The organism is Arthrobacter sp. EpRS71 (assembly GCF_001512285.1).
Lineage (GTDB): Bacteria > Actinomycetota > Actinomycetes > Actinomycetales > Micrococcaceae > Arthrobacter.
The window spans coordinates 2,482,903-2,498,283 of record NZ_LNUV01000006.1; the positions used below are offsets into that span (position 1 = coordinate 2,482,903).

General features: G+C 60.4%; 14 protein-coding genes. 4 read left to right on the plus strand and 10 right to left on the minus strand.

Annotation, left to right across the window (positions count from 1 at the left end; translation table 11 throughout):
- Positions 1-27 precede the first annotated feature (27 nt).
- A complete protein-coding gene (locus AR689_RS21960) occupies positions 28-1,023 on the minus strand; it encodes a hypothetical protein (protein ID WP_062073612.1) in 996 nt (331 codons plus the stop codon).
- A complete protein-coding gene (locus AR689_RS21965; protein ID WP_062073614.1) occupies positions 1,020-1,436 on the minus strand; it encodes a hypothetical protein in 417 nt (138 codons plus the stop codon). The genes AR689_RS21960 and AR689_RS21965 overlap by 4 nt, the downstream gene beginning before the upstream one ends.
- A 529-nt stretch (positions 1,437-1,965) precedes the next feature.
- Here AR689_RS21965 and AR689_RS21970 point away from each other — a divergent pair.
- The 4 genes from AR689_RS21970 (at position 1,966) to AR689_RS23705 (ending at position 6,654) form a co-directional block, all read left to right on the plus strand.
- Entirely contained in the window at positions 1,966-2,199 is a 234-nt protein-coding gene (locus AR689_RS21970; protein ID WP_018779737.1) for a hypothetical protein, read from the plus strand.
- A gap of 111 nt (positions 2,200-2,310) precedes the next feature.
- Positions 2,311-4,236: a MarR family transcriptional regulator gene (locus tag AR689_RS21975; RefSeq protein WP_082698205.1), complete on the plus strand. Its 1,926-nt coding sequence runs from the start codon at positions 2,311-2,313 to the stop codon at positions 4,234-4,236.
- Between the two features lie 1,303 nt (positions 4,237-5,539).
- Entirely contained in the window at positions 5,540-6,310 is a 771-nt protein-coding gene (locus AR689_RS21980) for a ParA family protein (protein WP_062073616.1), read from the plus strand.
- Between the two features lie 215 nt (positions 6,311-6,525).
- Positions 6,526-6,654, plus strand: coding sequence for a hypothetical protein (locus AR689_RS23705; protein ID WP_286158890.1), 129 nt, complete (start codon positions 6,526-6,528; stop codon positions 6,652-6,654).
- 269 nt (positions 6,655-6,923) lie between these two features.
- On the opposite strand, the gene AR689_RS21990 is transcribed toward AR689_RS23705, so the two are convergent.
- From AR689_RS21990 to AR689_RS22025, 8 genes are all read right to left on the minus strand, one after another.
- Positions 6,924-7,730, minus strand: a complete 807-nt coding sequence (locus AR689_RS21990) for an AAA family ATPase (protein WP_062073944.1) — start codon at positions 7,728-7,730, stop codon at positions 6,924-6,926.
- Entirely contained in the window at positions 7,730-9,118 is a 1,389-nt protein-coding gene (locus AR689_RS21995) for a TnsB C-terminal domain-containing protein (RefSeq protein WP_502686032.1), read from the minus strand. Before AR689_RS21995 ends, AR689_RS21990 begins: the two co-directional genes overlap by 1 nt.
- Before the next feature lie 3 nt (positions 9,119-9,121).
- Entirely contained in the window at positions 9,122-9,718 is a 597-nt protein-coding gene (locus tag AR689_RS22000; RefSeq protein WP_062073623.1) for a recombinase family protein, read from the minus strand.
- A 345-nt stretch (positions 9,719-10,063) separates the two neighbouring features.
- Positions 10,064-10,315 (minus strand): hypothetical protein, encoded by a 252-nt coding sequence (locus tag AR689_RS22005; protein ID WP_223934366.1) that lies wholly within the window; start codon positions 10,313-10,315, stop codon positions 10,064-10,066.
- Positions 10,316-10,475: 160 nt separating this feature from the next.
- Positions 10,476-11,510, minus strand: a complete 1,035-nt coding sequence (locus AR689_RS22010) for a 2-keto-3-deoxygluconate permease (RefSeq protein ID WP_062073626.1) — start codon at positions 11,508-11,510, stop codon at positions 10,476-10,478.
- A 71-nt stretch (positions 11,511-11,581) separates the two neighbouring features.
- Complete coding sequence (locus tag AR689_RS22015; protein WP_062073628.1) at positions 11,582-12,625, minus strand: zinc-dependent alcohol dehydrogenase; 1,044 nt, start codon at positions 12,623-12,625, stop codon at positions 11,582-11,584.
- 52 nt (positions 12,626-12,677) lie between these two features.
- The gene (locus tag AR689_RS22020; RefSeq protein WP_062073630.1) at positions 12,678-13,976 is read right to left on the minus strand and encodes a four-carbon acid sugar kinase family protein; all 1,299 of its coding nucleotides are present in this window, start codon (positions 13,974-13,976) and stop codon (positions 12,678-12,680) included.
- 1 nt (position 13,977) lies between these two features.
- A complete protein-coding gene (locus AR689_RS22025; protein ID WP_062073632.1) occupies positions 13,978-15,243 on the minus strand; it encodes a RuBisCO large subunit C-terminal-like domain-containing protein in 1,266 nt (421 codons plus the stop codon).
- Positions 15,244-15,381: the final 138 nt, after the last annotated feature.

Consider the following 15,381-nt stretch of genomic DNA (forward strand, 5'->3'; position numbering starts at 1 on the left):
GGGGCAGGAGTGAAAATTTTTGAGAAGCTAGTTGCCCACAGGGGTCGGTACGTTGATCGGACCTGGTTCTGCAATTGATGCCTCAATATCGTCTAGAAACTTGCTTTCATCAGCGGATAGAATGTCGGGATTTTCAACCCTTATGTCGTCAACGAAGATGATCCACCGGTACAACTGTTCCTTGGTGGAACGCGGGTGCAGACTCAGTGCTGCGGCTTCCCTTGCTCGCTGTCCCGCGTCAGTCTCTAGGAGCCTAGTGACAATTGGTTGGAGCCTTTCAATGGCGTCACGCCGTCTTACACGGGCGGTTGTCTGCTGCCGGGCACGCTGATAGGCCGGAAGCGCAAAGCCGATAGAGAAGCCCACGAGAGTGAGGGCGATCAGAGATCTATAACCGACGTAGAGCACCTCCGGCTGATGAGCGACCGACTGTGTCGCTTCTTGGGCAACTAGAAGTAGTTTGATGGCCACGGCCATGACTCCGACGAAACACGACGCCGCAATTATGTCGAAGCCGATCCGGAACGATTCTGATTCCCCGGCACGAGTACGACGCAGACACTCGATTCCTGTGTAAGCGGTGATCAATCCGATCCAAGCGAAAAACAGGCCCTGGTACCAGGCGATGGACGGATCCGCAGCAAAAACATCTGTGAAGTTTGTAGCGGAGCCGGGCGTTTGAGCGGCCAGGAGCAGGACAGCCTGGGCGCCGGCCAATACCAGCCCAGCCAGCACCAAGAGGCGCCATCGTGCGCGAGATGCCCCTGTGGCTGCAACAACCAGACGGCTTAGTTCCGTCATGCCGAGCCCCAGAACGACATGCACGACGAGGTTCAAAACGTTCCTGTTGCCCAGCCAGTAATCCACGCTGGTGTAGACAGCGTCGATGTTGAGAGTGGTGCCAGTCGCGACCAAGATCATGGCCGTGAGGATTCCAGGCTTCCATCCGAAACGCAGCCCTACGATCCGAGTCAGCACTACAGCCCACAAGACAAGGGCGGGGAGCAGTTGTAGAAGGCTCATCCAAAGACTTTCTCGAAATTGCTGGCGGGAGTCGGGGTCCCCTGCATGACAAAGCTTGAAAGCAAGTACGCCACTTCTTCCGCGGCCTTCTCAAGTTCGTTCCATCGCGGGGAACGGGCCAGCATGCGCTTTATACCCCTTTGCCCCCCGAGATGTTTGAAGACCGAGGGCATTGGCGATACGAGCCCTTCACAGCCTTGATGCCTCAAGAGAATGTGTCCGAACTCGTGGCAGATGACGTGCATGCGAAGCAGCTTTGGATGACTCTCTGGAACAAGAATGTGGGACTTCATATCTGTCTCCAGCCACAGGCCGGATAACCCCGGCAAGGTGTCGCTAGGAACCAGGCTGATCTTGATGGGCTTGCCGTGCGCGCGTTCCACGGCGGCCAGGAGGTCATCAAAGGAAATCATCTCTGGCAACTGAAGATGATGAACGGCGGTGCTGGGCGTTCGATGTGGGCACTCCGAGTTGCTGTCTCGGTCCCAACTTCTTCGCATTAAGTACTCCACTACAACAAGCTCACACATGTTTCACGCATGTGTGAGTAGACTACTTACCGTACGCAAGATCATGTCACGGCGGGCCCTCAGGCCCTGTCCACATATACCAGCAATACGGAGGCGGCGCTTGTCATGCAGAAGGGTGATCTGGGAGATATGGTGGGCGCCGGACCCGCACTTACCGACTCCGCCAATGCTGCTGCCAGACCATCTGTAGCGACCAGCGGGTACGCAGGGAGCATCTGCGCCCAGAATCGGCAGGATCCTAGAGGGCGACACGCGGAGCCGTTTTCTGTAAACAAATCCCTAGATGGGACTCTGCGCGGTGCTAGGTTCGATTCAGTCGATAGCTGTAAACAGAAATCCGATCGACTGTACGTGGCACCAACGATGAACCAGCTACAACCCCTGGTTGTGCGAGATTCAAAGGACCTGACAAATGAGCGCAGTAATCAATCGTGGAGGCGGTCGCCCCAGCAAGGGCCTCCGCAAATACATTGGCTTCCGCACGCCGGCCAAGACCGCGGAGGACGTTCACATGATCGCCGCCGCAAAAGGCATGACTGTCACCGACTATGTTGCCTCTGCAGTCGACCGATCCTTGCGCGAAGATTTGGCCTTGCTTGGTCAGTTCACTCAGCAGGATGAACTCCCGATCCGTATGGCCTCATAGATACAAGGAAGGCCCGCCATAAGCGGGCCTTCGAAGCTGAAGATTCACGATCCGGATAGCTTGCCGGCAGACAGATCGTAAATCGTATGGAAGTCCTTGACAGGCCTTCATTTGTGCAACAAAACCGATCTGGCAGGATCGGCCCTTCGTCATTCCCTGAACAGGAACAAAATCATCGTACAACAGCACGCTCTCTTGCTGCCAGCAGCCGACGCTACTGGCGTGTCTCAGGAGCCATCCCAGACCTCCAACGCCGCTCAGGCGTGGGCTGCGCTGACGCCTCTTCTCGCAGGTCAACCCCGCATCCGCCTCTCCCGGGACGGTGGTAAGACCTATCCCCAGAAGCACGAACGTGCCCTGACTGAGACCCTCCCCACTTTTCCTGCGGCCGTCCGGATCTTCGGCAAAGACGGCAGCTGCTCCGCCATTTTCCTTGACTTCGACTCGTCGATTGCGGGCATCGACTGGGTGGAAGCCGACGTGAAGTCTCTTCAAACATGGCTGCACAACTGTGGGGCTCGGTGGATTGAAGATCAGTCGCCCAATGGCGGACGACACGTATACATACCACTGGAAAAACGGATTGCCTTTTCTGAAGCACGAGATGTTGTCGAGGCATTAGGCACCCGTTACCGCACATTGGACAAGACGCCGCACCAGAACATGCTTCACGGTTGTATGCGGACCCCTGGGTCACCCCACAAGCGTGGCGGCTACCAGGAACTCTCCATGAGCCTCAGCATGGCCTACGACGTTGCAAAACGCCCAAACAAGGAACAAATATGGGCAAGAATTCGCGCAGACCTAAAGGACGAAATCGCTGGCGTACGAGGGCTGAGACTGGAGGACCCACTGTCGGCAGACGACGAAGCCTATGAAGTACCGCAAGCGGCCGGGCGAATGTCCAGGCCCATGCAGCAGATGGCGCTATCGGGCCTATACGACGCAAACCGGTACGCATCAGATTCAGAGGCACGCCAGGCTGTCCTGACCGCTGCGGCCGCTGCTGGCATGAAACTCATCGATGTAGAACGGCGGGTCCTTCAGGGTGTTTGGCCCGGGCTCGCGTCTTTCTATGCCCGCTACCCCTCCAGCCACAGACTTCCCTCTCTTAAGCGGGACTGGAAAAACGCGATCACCTACCTACGAAAAAACCAGACCAACAGTGAACGGAATAACAATGCACGTAGATCCCCCACAAGCCAGCCAAATACACAGCCCCGACTAGGAACCGCGTCTAACCTAGATGCCGCCAGCGAGCACCGCTACCTGCGGACTTGGGAAAACGCGCTGCGACTAAGGGAGCCCGCCTACGCTAGCTCCCGCACCGGTCTGGCTCGGCGGATGGTCCTAAGAGCTCTCGGAGCAGCCGCTCACATGACCGCTTCTCGTTTTGTTGAGTTCGGTGATCGTTCAATTGCAGTTGCGACAGGTCTTGACCACACAACCGTGGGCTCCCACCTGCGGGCTCTGCGTTCTGAAAAGGATCCTCTAGTGACCTTGGTGGAGCGCGGCCGAGGGACCAAGGGCGACTTATACATGTTGACAATTCCTGAAGGCCTTCGGCCAGGTGCCGAAGATTTGTCCTGGCGAAAGGGGAAGATGCATGCGCTCAGACCCGTCTTCAGGGAACTGGGCCTGCCTGCAGCATTTGTTTACGAAGCACTGGAGCGCACTCCCGGTTTGACCACCACGGAGTTGGTGCGTCAGACAAAAATGTCCAGAACGGCCGTGAGCGAAAGTCTGGAGACCCTGGCAGCCTGGAACATGGTGTCAAGGAATGGTGGAAGATCCTGGACAGTCATCGCTTCGACGTCCCTCCACGAACTTGCTGAATACTTTGGAGTTCTCGAGTCTGTTGCCGGCCAGCTACAGAGGTACCGCATTGAGCGGGTCATCTGGCGGGAGTGGCTTTCGAAAAATGTGAATACGGTAGCGGAACTGCTATCCCCCACTGAGGATTACCCTTGGGAAGCCTATGAAGGACCACCTGACGAATGGACCCTCGCTGATATGGCGTTCACCAGAGCGATGTGACCCTGAGCGGGAGGATCACAGGTGCGGGACGACGAGACGGTTAGCAAATGTGAGACAACGCCGTTTGTTTGTAAAGGTCGTGTAGCTCCCTCTGAGGAGGATTACCTCGATCGGTTCCATCGTTGATGTGCTGCTTGGCGTGACATTCCAGTTTCTGCGCCTATATCGGCCCATGTCAGACCAGAGTCTCGTGCAGCGTCAACAGCCTCGTCAAGACGGGCAGCTGCCCGGTCATAACTGCGAGCCGCCATCTGCAGTGCCCAGGTCTGTACGTGTTTCTGCCATTCGCTCATGATGGATTCTTCTACCGATAAGGGCGGTATAGCTGGTGATCCGATCAGTGCTTTTGCTCGGTATCTCGCCATGTCGGTACTGCCCGCGCCAAGGACACGTTGCCACTGTCTACCAGTCCAGCCGCATTCGCAGCTACCTTGCCAACCTGCAGCTGCGCTTTCCACCACCAATTCATAGCCCGGCCTGCGCGGGTCTCGTTTATGTCGGCCAGTGATTCCTTGGACGCTGATCGTCCCGTCATGTTGGTGGCTGGACCCCAACCGACCATCGTTTAAAAGGACTCCAAGTCGTCCGCAGTGGAATCCGTCTCCTAGATCCCATTCCATGCGGCGTCCTATCTGTCAGGTTTTGTTGACGATCCCCCATTCTACGGGCCCAGGAGCTACAGCTTGCCGCGGATTACTCCGTGCTGTTACTTGTTCGCCCGCAAGCGCCGCAACTAACGCCTCGGCCTAGAGCCCCTTAGAAACTCAGGAGTAGTTGATGCAACTACCATTAAATAATTATGTCATGACAGAAAGATTGATAGATGCCACTCAAGCCATGTGCACCTCTGCCTCAGTCCGGGAAGCTGTGCCGCAATTGGGGCGAACTGGTCGCTTGCCCAGGAGCCGGATGGCTAACTACCCAACGACTTTCACGCCATGTCCCGTTGGGCGAAGCGATAATCTGTTAATAAATAATTATGTCATGACAGAAAGATTGATAGATGCCACTCAAGCCATGTGCACCTCTGCCTCCACCCGGGAAGCTGTGCCGCAATGGGGCGAACTGGTCGCTTGCCCTGAAGTCGGATGGCTAACTACCCAACGACTCTCACGCCATGTACCGCTGGGCGAAGCGATAATCTGTTAGTAAATAATTATGTCATGACAGAAAGATTGATCGATGTATTGATGGATTGCGAGATGTATTGATTGCTTGATAGATTGATGTCTGGATCGAATGATTGAATGAAGGATGTATTGACTGATCTTCATCAATACCCGGCAGGCTTTGGAGGGCCAGTATGAGAGTTACGGCTATAGGGAACCGCAAGGGCGGCGTGGGCAAGACGTCAGTGACACTGGGGCTTGCTACAGGCCTGCGTCTAATTGGAAAGCGCGTGCTGGTAATCGACCTCGACCCTCAATCGAACGTCACGGAAGCACTTGAAGGGGCTGGAGAGTTTGACGTGTTCGATGTGCTGTACGGGGGAGAAGCTGGGACACTCGGGCAAGCCATCACCCAAACTACATGGCCGGGTATTGATCTGATCCCAAGTTCTGAGTCCCTGGCACGACTTGAGTCGGAAGCTCTCTTGACGCCCGAGATGCGGCTCAAGACTGCAGCATATGGGGCGGACGAGCTTCAACAATACGACCATATCCTCATAGATCTTCCACCGGCCCTCGGGCGACTGACGTTGAACGGACTCATTTGGGCGGATCGTGTACTTGCCGTCACTGAACCAGCAGCGTTCTCTGTGAAGGGCGTGACGGAGTTCCTCGACACAGTGAAGAAGGTCAGGTCACTTCCGCACTTGAATCCTCAGCTGGAATTCCTGGGCATCATCATCAATAAGACGAGTTCACCCCTCACTTCCGAACACTCCTTCCAAATAGGAGAGCTTGAGGATACCTACGGCACAGACGTAAGAGAGCCTCATCTTCCTCTCCGAACGGCGATGCAGGACTCCGTCAGTACACGCTCGCCACTCACGAAGCTAGCCGGCCGGGGAGCGGCGATCATGACCGAAAAATTTGTTGCGCATGCACGCTACCTGGACGGGGTGAATTAATCATGGCTTTGGATCGCAAATCATCAATCCGCAAAGCACCAGCCGCCGACGTTGTGGACGTTCTGACATCCGCGGAGAAGCGAACTGTAACTGTGGAACCGGGGGAGGCTACCCAGGCCACCGCTGCGAACGCACAAGTCCAAGAGGAACCGGCACCCACAACTGGCCTCGAACCGAGGCGTCCGGGTCCAGGAAGACCGAGGAGTAAGCGCCGCATGGAACCCTTCTCATCAAAGATTGAGATTGGCCTTCGCGATGAATTGGATGCCTACTCGATGAGATACGGCATCACCATTACAGACTTACTGGACGAAGCCCTGCGGGAGAGGCTCCGCCGGAATTAAATCTGTCTGGACATAATTATTCCAGACGCCACTGTCTTACTTGGCCCTAATGGCCAGCCACTGCTCGGACACTGTAATAGCGGCGTTGCGGTTGTACTTGCCGGGGTTCCCAGATCGTTCTGCTTGCTCGTGGCCTGGCGAGCAACTGCAGCAACGGAACGGTCAGGCCTTGTCAAAAACGACCGATATTGAACCGCAGCTGCACTTAACCGAACCCTGGCTGTGGACTTGTCCGATAGGTGGCGGCGTTCTGTTTTCGCTCTGTGTCGCTAGTTCCCGATAACGAGGATGCTGGCCGCTGCTTCCACGACGTCGTCGGTGATGGTTTCGAGCTGGTTGATCTTGAGGACGCGGGTGATCTGGGGGAATAGCCGTTCGAGGAGACGGAAGTTGCCTCGGGTGATGCGCTCTACGGCTGCAATTGCCTGGGCATCGGTGAAGTCATCCGGGTCGAGGGTCCGGCCGAGCCGTTTCCAATGTCGATCCAGAACAAAGAGGAGCTCGTCTCTGCCTAGGGCGCGGTATCGGTGGGAGAAGCCAAGACGGCTGTAAAGCTGGGGATAGTGCCGGAATCGTTGGTCGATGCCAGGCATACCGATGAGGATCATCGGTAGGTGGGTTCGGTCGTGGTTGTCACGGAGAAGCTCAAGGGCTGTGGCGTTGAGGCGTTCGGCTTCGTCGATGATGAGCAGATCCACTAGCTCGGTGACTCTGTTCATCGAGCGTGGTGCGGCATCGAGTTTGTGCAGGTGTTCGTCGATGCACGAGCCGATTCTCACCTGGTATCGGTGGATGTCATCCATGAGGTTTTTAGGACGGCAGAGTACGTCTGGGGTGTAGAAAACGGTGCGGGAGCGGTTGGCAAGGGTGTAGTGCTTTTCGTCCTGGTCGCCGCGTGGTCCCCATTCGGTGATGTAAGGCTCCAGGTCATCCCAATTGGCATAGCGACGCGCGGAGAGTGTTTTACCCACTCCGGCATCTCCGTGGCAGATCCCTATTGTTCGTTCTTTTCGGACTGCATTGGCGAACTCGGTGAAGCGTCGGTGTTCTTTCGTGACGATGAAGGTGGTGTTCATCATTCGTCCTCTTCGTAGGTGCGAAGTCGGCGCCGGCGCCGTACTGGTTCAGTGATGTGCGGTTCTTCACGGCTGGTGATTGTGGGAATGCGGTCGTTGATGGTGCGGCGCAGTTCTTTCCGGCGCGCTCTGCGTGCAGCCTCGATGTCCCGCAGACTCAGACGAAGGTTGGGGTGGTCTTCATCAACCGCGACGCAAACGAAGGTGTCGTGGTCGTAGACGCGGATTTCGGAGACGTCCCGGGGGTCGTAGCGGATGGTGACGGTTTGCCCCACGAAGGGCGCCAGCGTGGGTGAGAGGTAGCGCTGGCCTTGAAAGTGGATGCCGTCGCGTTGCACAGTTCGGTTCTTTGGAACTGTCAGCAGGAGTCCGTCGAGGTCCTCCAGACTTTCGGGCATCCGGGGAAGCCAGCCGTCGGCGACCCAAGCATCCCGTGGTGAGATACCGATCTCACTGTGGGGCCGGTCGTTGTAGACGGCGACGAAGCCTCCGATGGCGCGATCCAGTCCGGGGAGATCGAGTGCCGGCTGTGGTTTTCTGTTCCCCGGCCCCAGATGTCCGGGGAGGGTGGGAAGAACTTCGGTGTTGATGGTCCCGAAGAACCGCTCGATTTTTCCCCGGCCTTGCGGCCGGGCGATGGTCGAATGGATGATGCGGATGTGCAGCTCGATGGCAGTGTGTTCAAGGTGGTGGCTCGTGAAGTCGGAGCCGTGGTCCACGTGCAGGATGTCGGGCAGTCCGCACATTGCCCAGCTGGGATCACTCTTGCGCCAGATGGCCTGCCGGAGGGCGAGGGCTGTGTTGAGCGCTGAGGGCGCACCGGTGAAGACGGTGTAGCCGCAGAGCGCCCGGGAGTAATCGTCCATCACTGTCGTCAGCCAAGGCCGGTCGGGTTTGCCGGTGGCGCCGTTGATGAGGATGTCGAGTTGGGTGTGGTCCGCTTGCCAGATTTGGTTTGGGCGGTCGGCGCGGCGGCGAAGGACAAGTTCATGCCGGTCCCGGTAAGATGCGGGACCTTCGAGAGCCAGGGTCACCAGGGCGGGGTCCAGTGCCTGGACGATCTTGCGGACGACGGAGTAACTCGGCGCCTGGGCGCCTCGTCTGCCCGCTTCGGCCGCCGTAAGTCGGTGCAACGTTGCGATACTCGGGCGCGGTCTGGTCAGCGCGAGTCCTTCGATAAACCTAACCATTCCTGGGTCTATGCGCCGCGTGCCGGCATCGGCGCGCGGATGCAGGTCAAGAGCGCTCCCGCCACCAGTTCGGTAGAGCCGGAGCCAGCGTTGAAGAGTGCGGGTGCTGATCCCGGTTTCGCGGGCGAGGGCGGCAAGCGGGATCTGGTCCTCGACGTAGAGTCGAAGGACTTTCCAGCGCTCATCGCCGTTCAGGATTGCCTACGTTCTGGTGCTCTCGCGGGCGGCGAGGGCTTGCTGGTGGCGGTAGAGAGTGGCACGGCTCCATCCAACGAGACGGGCCGCGTCTTCCGCGGTGCGTCCCTTCGCCCGGGCGTCCTGCGCGATCGCCAGCTTGTCCGCAATGACAACCGGATCCGTCAGTGGGCGGCCAAAGCGCGTTCCGTTCTGTCTGGCGGCGGCGATGCCGGCATTGACCCGCTCGACGATCAGCTCGCGCTCATACTCGGCCAAAGTGGCGAGCATGTTCAGCATCAGCCGGCCCGTCGAGGTCGCCGGGTCGATACCGTCTGAGATGGATCGGACCTGGACGCCGCGTTCGCGGAGCAGGTTCACGGTGTTCAGCACGTCGATCAATGACCGGCCCAGCCGATCGACCCGCCACACAACGACGGTGTCGCCGTCCTCGGCGTACTCGAGGAGCCTCTTCATCCCGGGCCGTTCGATCGCCGTCTTACTTCCCGAGGTTACGTCGGCGAAAACGTCGCGCTTTTGCACGCCGACGGAGAGCAGAGCGTCGAGCTGCAGCTGGGCATCCTGGTTCGAAGTACTAACCCGTGTGTAGCCCAATTGCCTCATCAGGCCATTCTGACTCAAAAAGCCCATCACGGGCGTGCACTGAGACGATTTACGGTGAGACGTGTTTCCGCGACATCAGCCAGCCCCGGTTTCTCAGTCCACCGCTGGCTCCGCCCGACACCCCGAACAGTGTCTTGAAAAGCTGTTGTTTTTCAAGACGGAACACCGGAGTCTGGATGCCTGGCGAACCGTTCTCCTAGCACACGTTGCCGTTTTGGCGGAACCGCCGCCAGACGTTTCCGAAGAAGTCATCTTCCTCCGGAGTGGGGCGGCGTAGTCGGCCAGTGGAATACTGGTTCGCTTTCTTGGGTGCGTCGCAGGGATGACCGTCTGCCGGGCCGAAGGCTAGGGAAGGACCTTGTGAATGGCAGATCCGTCGCCGTGAAAGATCAGGATTCGGCTTTGGCCGTCGATCCAGACCCAGAAGTAGCTGGCATCTTCGCTGACTTCGTCCACGGTGCCTTGTTCGGGTGCGAATCCGCTTCGTTTGACGATGATTCTGTCGCCGGGGTTGAGGTGGATCCAGTTGTAATAGCTCAGTGGGCGGGCTCCGGCTGGAAGCGTGGGGAAATCCGCCATTTGTGGTTGCGCACTCATTGTTGTTCCTTTCATGACTGGCTTTCCGCCTGATGCTGAACTTCAGCGGGGCCTTTCGCGACGGACTTCCGCCTTGACTGGAGGTATCTCTTAGCCGGCTGCGGATAGTAAGGAGCGGGGCGTACATTGTGCACGCCCCGCTCCTTCTTTTTGTTTACTGCTAGGTCAGTTCCGGGGTGCTGTCTGCATGTTTGGGGGCCGGCGCCTCCTCGACGGCGTTGTCTTCGCTGTCCTGAGGGCCGGCCTTTTTCTGGACCCTTTTGGCCCATGCTGAGGTGACGATGGGGCAGAGCACGGCGGAGACGACGACCGAGGCTGCCACGAGGACGGTGGCGTGTTCTGCTGCGGGGGCGTAGACAGGGTTGGCTGTGGCGATGATGGCGGGAACCAGCGCGGCGTTGCCGGCTGTGGTTGCTGCGGCAAGGCCTGCTACGCCGTCACCGCCGGTGAGTTTGTCGGCGAGGAGCAGCACGGCGCCGCCGACGAAGACCACGAACAGTCCGAGGGCGATGCCGAGCAGTCCGGCTTCGACGACGGCGTTGAGGTTGATGGTCAGGCCGAGGGACAGGCCCAGGAACGGCACCATTGCGGGGACCAGTGGAGCCAGGAGGTGCCGCATGTTCTTATCGAGGTTTCCGAGGAGCATGCCCAGTGCCAGTGGGAGGATGGCGCCGACGAGTGCCTGCCAGGGGAATGCTGCGAGGCCGGCGATGCCGAGGGTGACCATGGTCAGGAAGGGGCCGGATTCCAGAGACAGGATGGAGTAGGCCCCGGCGTCGCGCTTGCGGCCGAACTGGCCCATAAGTGAGATGTAGAGCCCGCCATTGGTGTCGTTCAGGGCTGCGACGAGCGCGAGGGTTGAAAGGCCGGCGAGGATTCCGTGTTCGATGGGCGCTTCACCGAGGAAGCGTCCGGCGATGACGCCGATGAGGACGGCGAAGAGGATTTTGGAACCGAGGAGGACGCCGCCCTTTTTGAGGATGTAGGGCGTGGATTTCACTTCGAGCGTCGCGCCGAGGCAGACAAAGAACACGGCCAGCAGCGGCGCCAGGCCTGTGAAGAAGGCCCCCGTGAAGGATCCAAAGAACTTACCGGCGTCCGGGGCCAAGGTGTGGATGACGGCACCGATGCCAAGGGGCACCAGCATCATGCCGCCGGGGACTTTTTCAAGGGCTTTCTTGATGGGAATCGACATTGATTTCTCCTGTTGAATAGCTGAGTGGTTTGGGACTGCGGTTCGGACCGTCAGTTCCCTTGTTTGTGGGGTTAGCCGAGGCCAGGGATGAGCAAGACTTTGCAGGCGTCGCCGGTGAGAAGTTCGACGGCTTCGTCAATCTCGCTGAGCTTCTTGCGGTGGGTGATGAGCCAGTCGAGCTCGAGCTTGCCGGAATCGAGGAGCAGAAGGCTCTGTTCCCAGGTTTCCCAGAGCCGGCGACCAAAGATCCCGCGCAGGGTGATGCCCTTTTTGTTGATGTAGGCGGCGATGTCGACCTCAGCGGGGCGGCTGGGGTGCCCGACGGTGATGACGGTCGCTTCCCGGCGGACCGCTTCGAAGAGAGTGGCCAAAGTTCCGGGTGCTCCGGAGCACTCGAAGGCGACGTCGAAGCCACCACGGCGCCCGGTGAGCTCGCGGCAGCGCTCAACGATGCCGTCATTGGGGTGCAGGGCGATCGCGCCAAGCCTTTCGGCCTGGGCCCGGCGGTAGGGGTTGGGGTCGACGGCGATGACGTGGGAGGCGCCCATGAGCAGGGCCAGGTTCACGACGACGAGCCCGACCGGCCCTGCGCCGCTGACGAGCACTGCCCGGCCCGCGACGGAGTAGTTGGCACGCTGGATGGCGTGGACGGCGACGCCCGCTGCTTCGAGCAGGGCGCCCGATTCGAGGGAGAGGCCGGTGGGCAGCTTGACGCAGATGTCCTGGGGAACGGCGGCGTATTCGGCGAAAACGCCATCAATGTGCATGCCCAGGATGCCGGTGCGTTCACAGGTGTGGGCGTCGCCGGTACGGCAGGGGAAGCACTGTCCGCAGGTGAGGTGGCTTTCCAGGGCGACCTGGTCGCCGACCTGCAGCCCGGTAACACCAGGGCCGACCTCGACGATGGTTCCTGCGCCTTCATGCCCCAGGGTGACCGGGAGGTTGAGGTTGAACGCCTGGGCCGACGGGGTCCATTCGTAGAGTTCGCGGTCGGTGCCGCACAGGGAGGCAGCGCCGACTTCGATGACGACGGAGCCTTCTGTTGCCTTGGGGTCACCGGCGTCGGTGACGTACGTGACGCCTCGCTCGGCTGCGTTCTTAACTACTGCCCGCATGGGGGCCGCCTTTCATGGGTTCTGGTGATGCGTGGAGGAATTGTCTGGAGTGTTAGCTGGGGAGCTGGCCGGCGAAACGGCGCAGGATGTCGGTGGGTCCTACCTGTCCGCCTTTGAGCAGCAGCCGGGATCCGCCGACGGCGGAGGCTCCGTCGGCGCGCAGGATGGGGCCGGCGGTGACGAACTGGTCGGATACCCGGAGTTGGCGCACGCCCATGGCGATGAGTGCGTGGCTGGAGGTATCCCCACCACAGACGGCGATGTCCCGGGTTAGCCCGGCATCTGCCATACGGGCGGCAATGCCGCCAATCAGGGTGCCTACGTAGCCGGCGTCCACGGGTGTGCTCGCGCCGTAGCGCGGGTCCGACGCGCCGCGGGTGGTGTGAACGACCACGTTGCGCCCTGCCCGGAGGGCGGCCGCGACGCGCTCATCGAGGGCGGCGACCAGTGCGGGGTCATCGCGCTGCAGCAGCTCGGCAGGGACCGGGACGTCTTCCCAGCCATGGGAGGTTGCGTCGTTGATCTGCTCCGCTGTGGTGCTGGAGGCCGAGGCGCTGACGGCCAGCACCGGTCCGGAAGGCTTCTGCGTGCCGGGTATGCGTGGGGCCTGATCCGAGATGGAACGTGCCAATGCTGCCATGATGCCGCCGGATCCGACGACGATCGATGGACCGTGACCGTGTTCTTCCCGGGTGAGGGCTTCTGCGATGGCGTCCATGTGGTGTTCGTCCACGGCGTCGACAACGAAGGCCTTCGCCCCGGGTTCCCGGCGCCGTTCCGCCCAGCCGTCCTTAAAGGTGCCGTCCTGGTAGGCGGGCAGGTGGATCGCCCCGGGCACCTGGGCGTCGTCGAGCTGTTCGGCCAGCACCTGGCGCAGGTCCGCCTCGGCCATAGGGGTGGACGGGTGGCGGGACATGACCGGGTGACGGTCCAGCCGGTAGATCTGGCCCGCATAAGTTGCGTAGTGGTTGCTGAACGCGGTGTACCGGCCAAAAGCAGGTTGGGCCGGGACTACCGGGATGGGTCCGTGCAGCGGGAACTGCTCGTGAAGCAGCTGGATCCCGCGGCCGATGCTCCCGATGGTAGTGGAGCTATCGAAGGTGGAGCAGACCTTGTAGAGCAGTACCTCCAGGTTCAGTGAGGCGATGCCAGCGAGGTCCCTGATGACCAGGTTGTCGAAGGCTGTTCCGGACAGGGAGCGGGCCGGGCCGGCGAACCCGACGACGTCGGTGTCCGTGGGCAGTGGGGCGTCGCCGATGACCAGGGCGGCTTCCAGCCCGTAGCGGTGGGCTTGGGCGAGGACGTCAGCGGCTCCCGTGAGGTCGTCTGCGACGAAACCGAAAGCTGGCATGTCAGGCGCCCTTCCCGAATGTCTGGACTGCGTGCAGGAGAGCATTGTCCCCGCTTTGGGCGAGCTTGTCCGCTGCGCTGTGCAGTGGCACTCCGTCCACGGCTGCTTCCCAGGCCTGGCGCAGGCTGCGCACTCCGGCGCCGGGTCCGTCCGGGTGGGCGGCGACGCCGCCCCCGGCCAGCATCATCAGGTCGGTGGAACCCACCGCGTCGAAGGTGGGGCCCGGGGTGGTGACGTTCTGCCCCGACGACAACACAGGAAGCGGTGCAATGGTCTGTCCGAGAGGCGCGAGCAGGCTGCGAATGTTAGAGGCGACTTCTTCGTCGAGTTCGTAGAACTTGCTGCCGAGCCCGCTGGCGTGCAGGTGATCGGCGCCGGCCAGGCGGGCCATCTGCTGCCAGACCCGGTAGTCCATGCCCAGGGCCTTGGACCGCATCGAGGCCGCGAGGCCGGCGCGGTGGCCGTGGATCGGTACCTCGGCGAAGCTGCGCAGTAAGGCCAGGGCGGGCATTCCCATCACGGGAATGTTCAGCATCACGCAGCGGCCACCGGCTTCAACGACCAGGTCGTGGCGCCGGCGCAGTCCGGCAAGGTCGCCGGTGATGTTGAAGGCATACATGGTCGAGTGGCCGGTGACCTGCTCGGCGGCGCGGATCTCCTCGGTGGCGACCGCAACCCGGCGTTCCAACGGCAGATACGCCGGGTCGGTCATGAGCTCATCGTCCTTGATCAGGTCAATGGACGCCATCGCCAGGTCGCGGACCACCAGTCGGAATTCATCTTCGGAAAGCCCGACATTGGGCTTGACGATGGTGCCGACCATGACGCCCTGGACATCGCTGATGAGCTTGCGGGTTCCCTCGATACCGAAGGCCGGACCTGGATGGGCGGCGATGAAGTCCTCAGGCAGCTGGATGTCTTGAAGCCGGCAGGCGTACAGGTCGCCCAGTTCGAAGAGATTGCCCGCGATGGCTGTCTGCAGGGTTGCCAGGTCGGTGCCGACGTTCTCCATCGGGAAATCAACGGTTACCAACGCGGCGCGGACCTTTTCCGGGTTCGCCCGTGATGGCAGGGAGGGGCGGCAAAAGCCGAGTTCCTGAACATCCGAGATCAGGGCCGCGTGCCGCTCCCGGATCCGGGCGGATTCGCCCGGCACCGGCAGGAAGGTGCCGCTGGACTGTTCGCCAGCCATGATGGCGGCGGCCTTCGCCGGATCAATTTCGGATTCTAGGTAGTAGGTGCAACGCACCGAGCGCGGGTCGCGCATGGAACTCTCCAATGTGGGGGTTTGAAACTTACGTATCTGACTGTCACCTGCAGGTACTTTCACTTCGCTCACGCGCCGATGCGGGCTCAAGCAGGTGACTCGGAACTTCGTCTCCACGGAATCTGCTGTGATCCGCGA

What these genes read in the sequence shown, in the direction of transcription:
- AR689_RS21960 (WP_062073612.1), bottom strand. Translation starts at nt 1,023, where the DNA reads ATGAGCCTTCTACAACTGCTCCCCGCCCTTGTCTTGTGGGCTGTAGTG.
- AR689_RS21965 (WP_062073614.1), bottom strand. Translation starts at nt 1,436, where the DNA reads ATGATTTCCTTTGATGACCTCCTGGCCGCCGTGGAACGCGCGCACGGC.
- AR689_RS21970 (WP_018779737.1), top strand. Translation starts at nt 1,966, where the DNA reads ATGAGCGCAGTAATCAATCGTGGAGGCGGTCGCCCCAGCAAGGGCCTC.
- AR689_RS21980 (WP_062073616.1), top strand. Translation starts at nt 5,540, where the DNA reads ATGAGAGTTACGGCTATAGGGAACCGCAAGGGCGGCGTGGGCAAGACG.
- AR689_RS23705 (WP_286158890.1), top strand. Translation starts at nt 6,526, where the DNA reads ATGGAACCCTTCTCATCAAAGATTGAGATTGGCCTTCGCGATGAATTG.
- AR689_RS21990 (WP_062073944.1), bottom strand. Translation starts at nt 7,730, where the DNA reads ATGAACACCACCTTCATCGTCACGAAAGAACACCGACGCTTCACCGAG.
- AR689_RS22000 (WP_062073623.1), bottom strand. Translation starts at nt 9,718, where the DNA reads ATGAGGCAATTGGGCTACACACGGGTTAGTACTTCGAACCAGGATGCC.
- AR689_RS22005 (WP_223934366.1), bottom strand. Translation starts at nt 10,315, where the DNA reads ATGAGTGCGCAACCACAAATGGCGGATTTCCCCACGCTTCCAGCCGGA.
- AR689_RS22010 (WP_062073626.1), bottom strand. Translation starts at nt 11,510, where the DNA reads ATGTCGATTCCCATCAAGAAAGCCCTTGAAAAAGTCCCCGGCGGCATG.
- AR689_RS22015 (WP_062073628.1), bottom strand. Translation starts at nt 12,625, where the DNA reads ATGCGGGCAGTAGTTAAGAACGCAGCCGAGCGAGGCGTCACGTACGTC.
- AR689_RS22020 (WP_062073630.1), bottom strand. Translation starts at nt 13,976, where the DNA reads ATGCCAGCTTTCGGTTTCGTCGCAGACGACCTCACGGGAGCCGCTGAC.
- AR689_RS22025 (WP_062073632.1), bottom strand. Translation starts at nt 15,243, where the DNA reads ATGCGCGACCCGCGCTCGGTGCGTTGCACCTACTACCTAGAATCCGAA.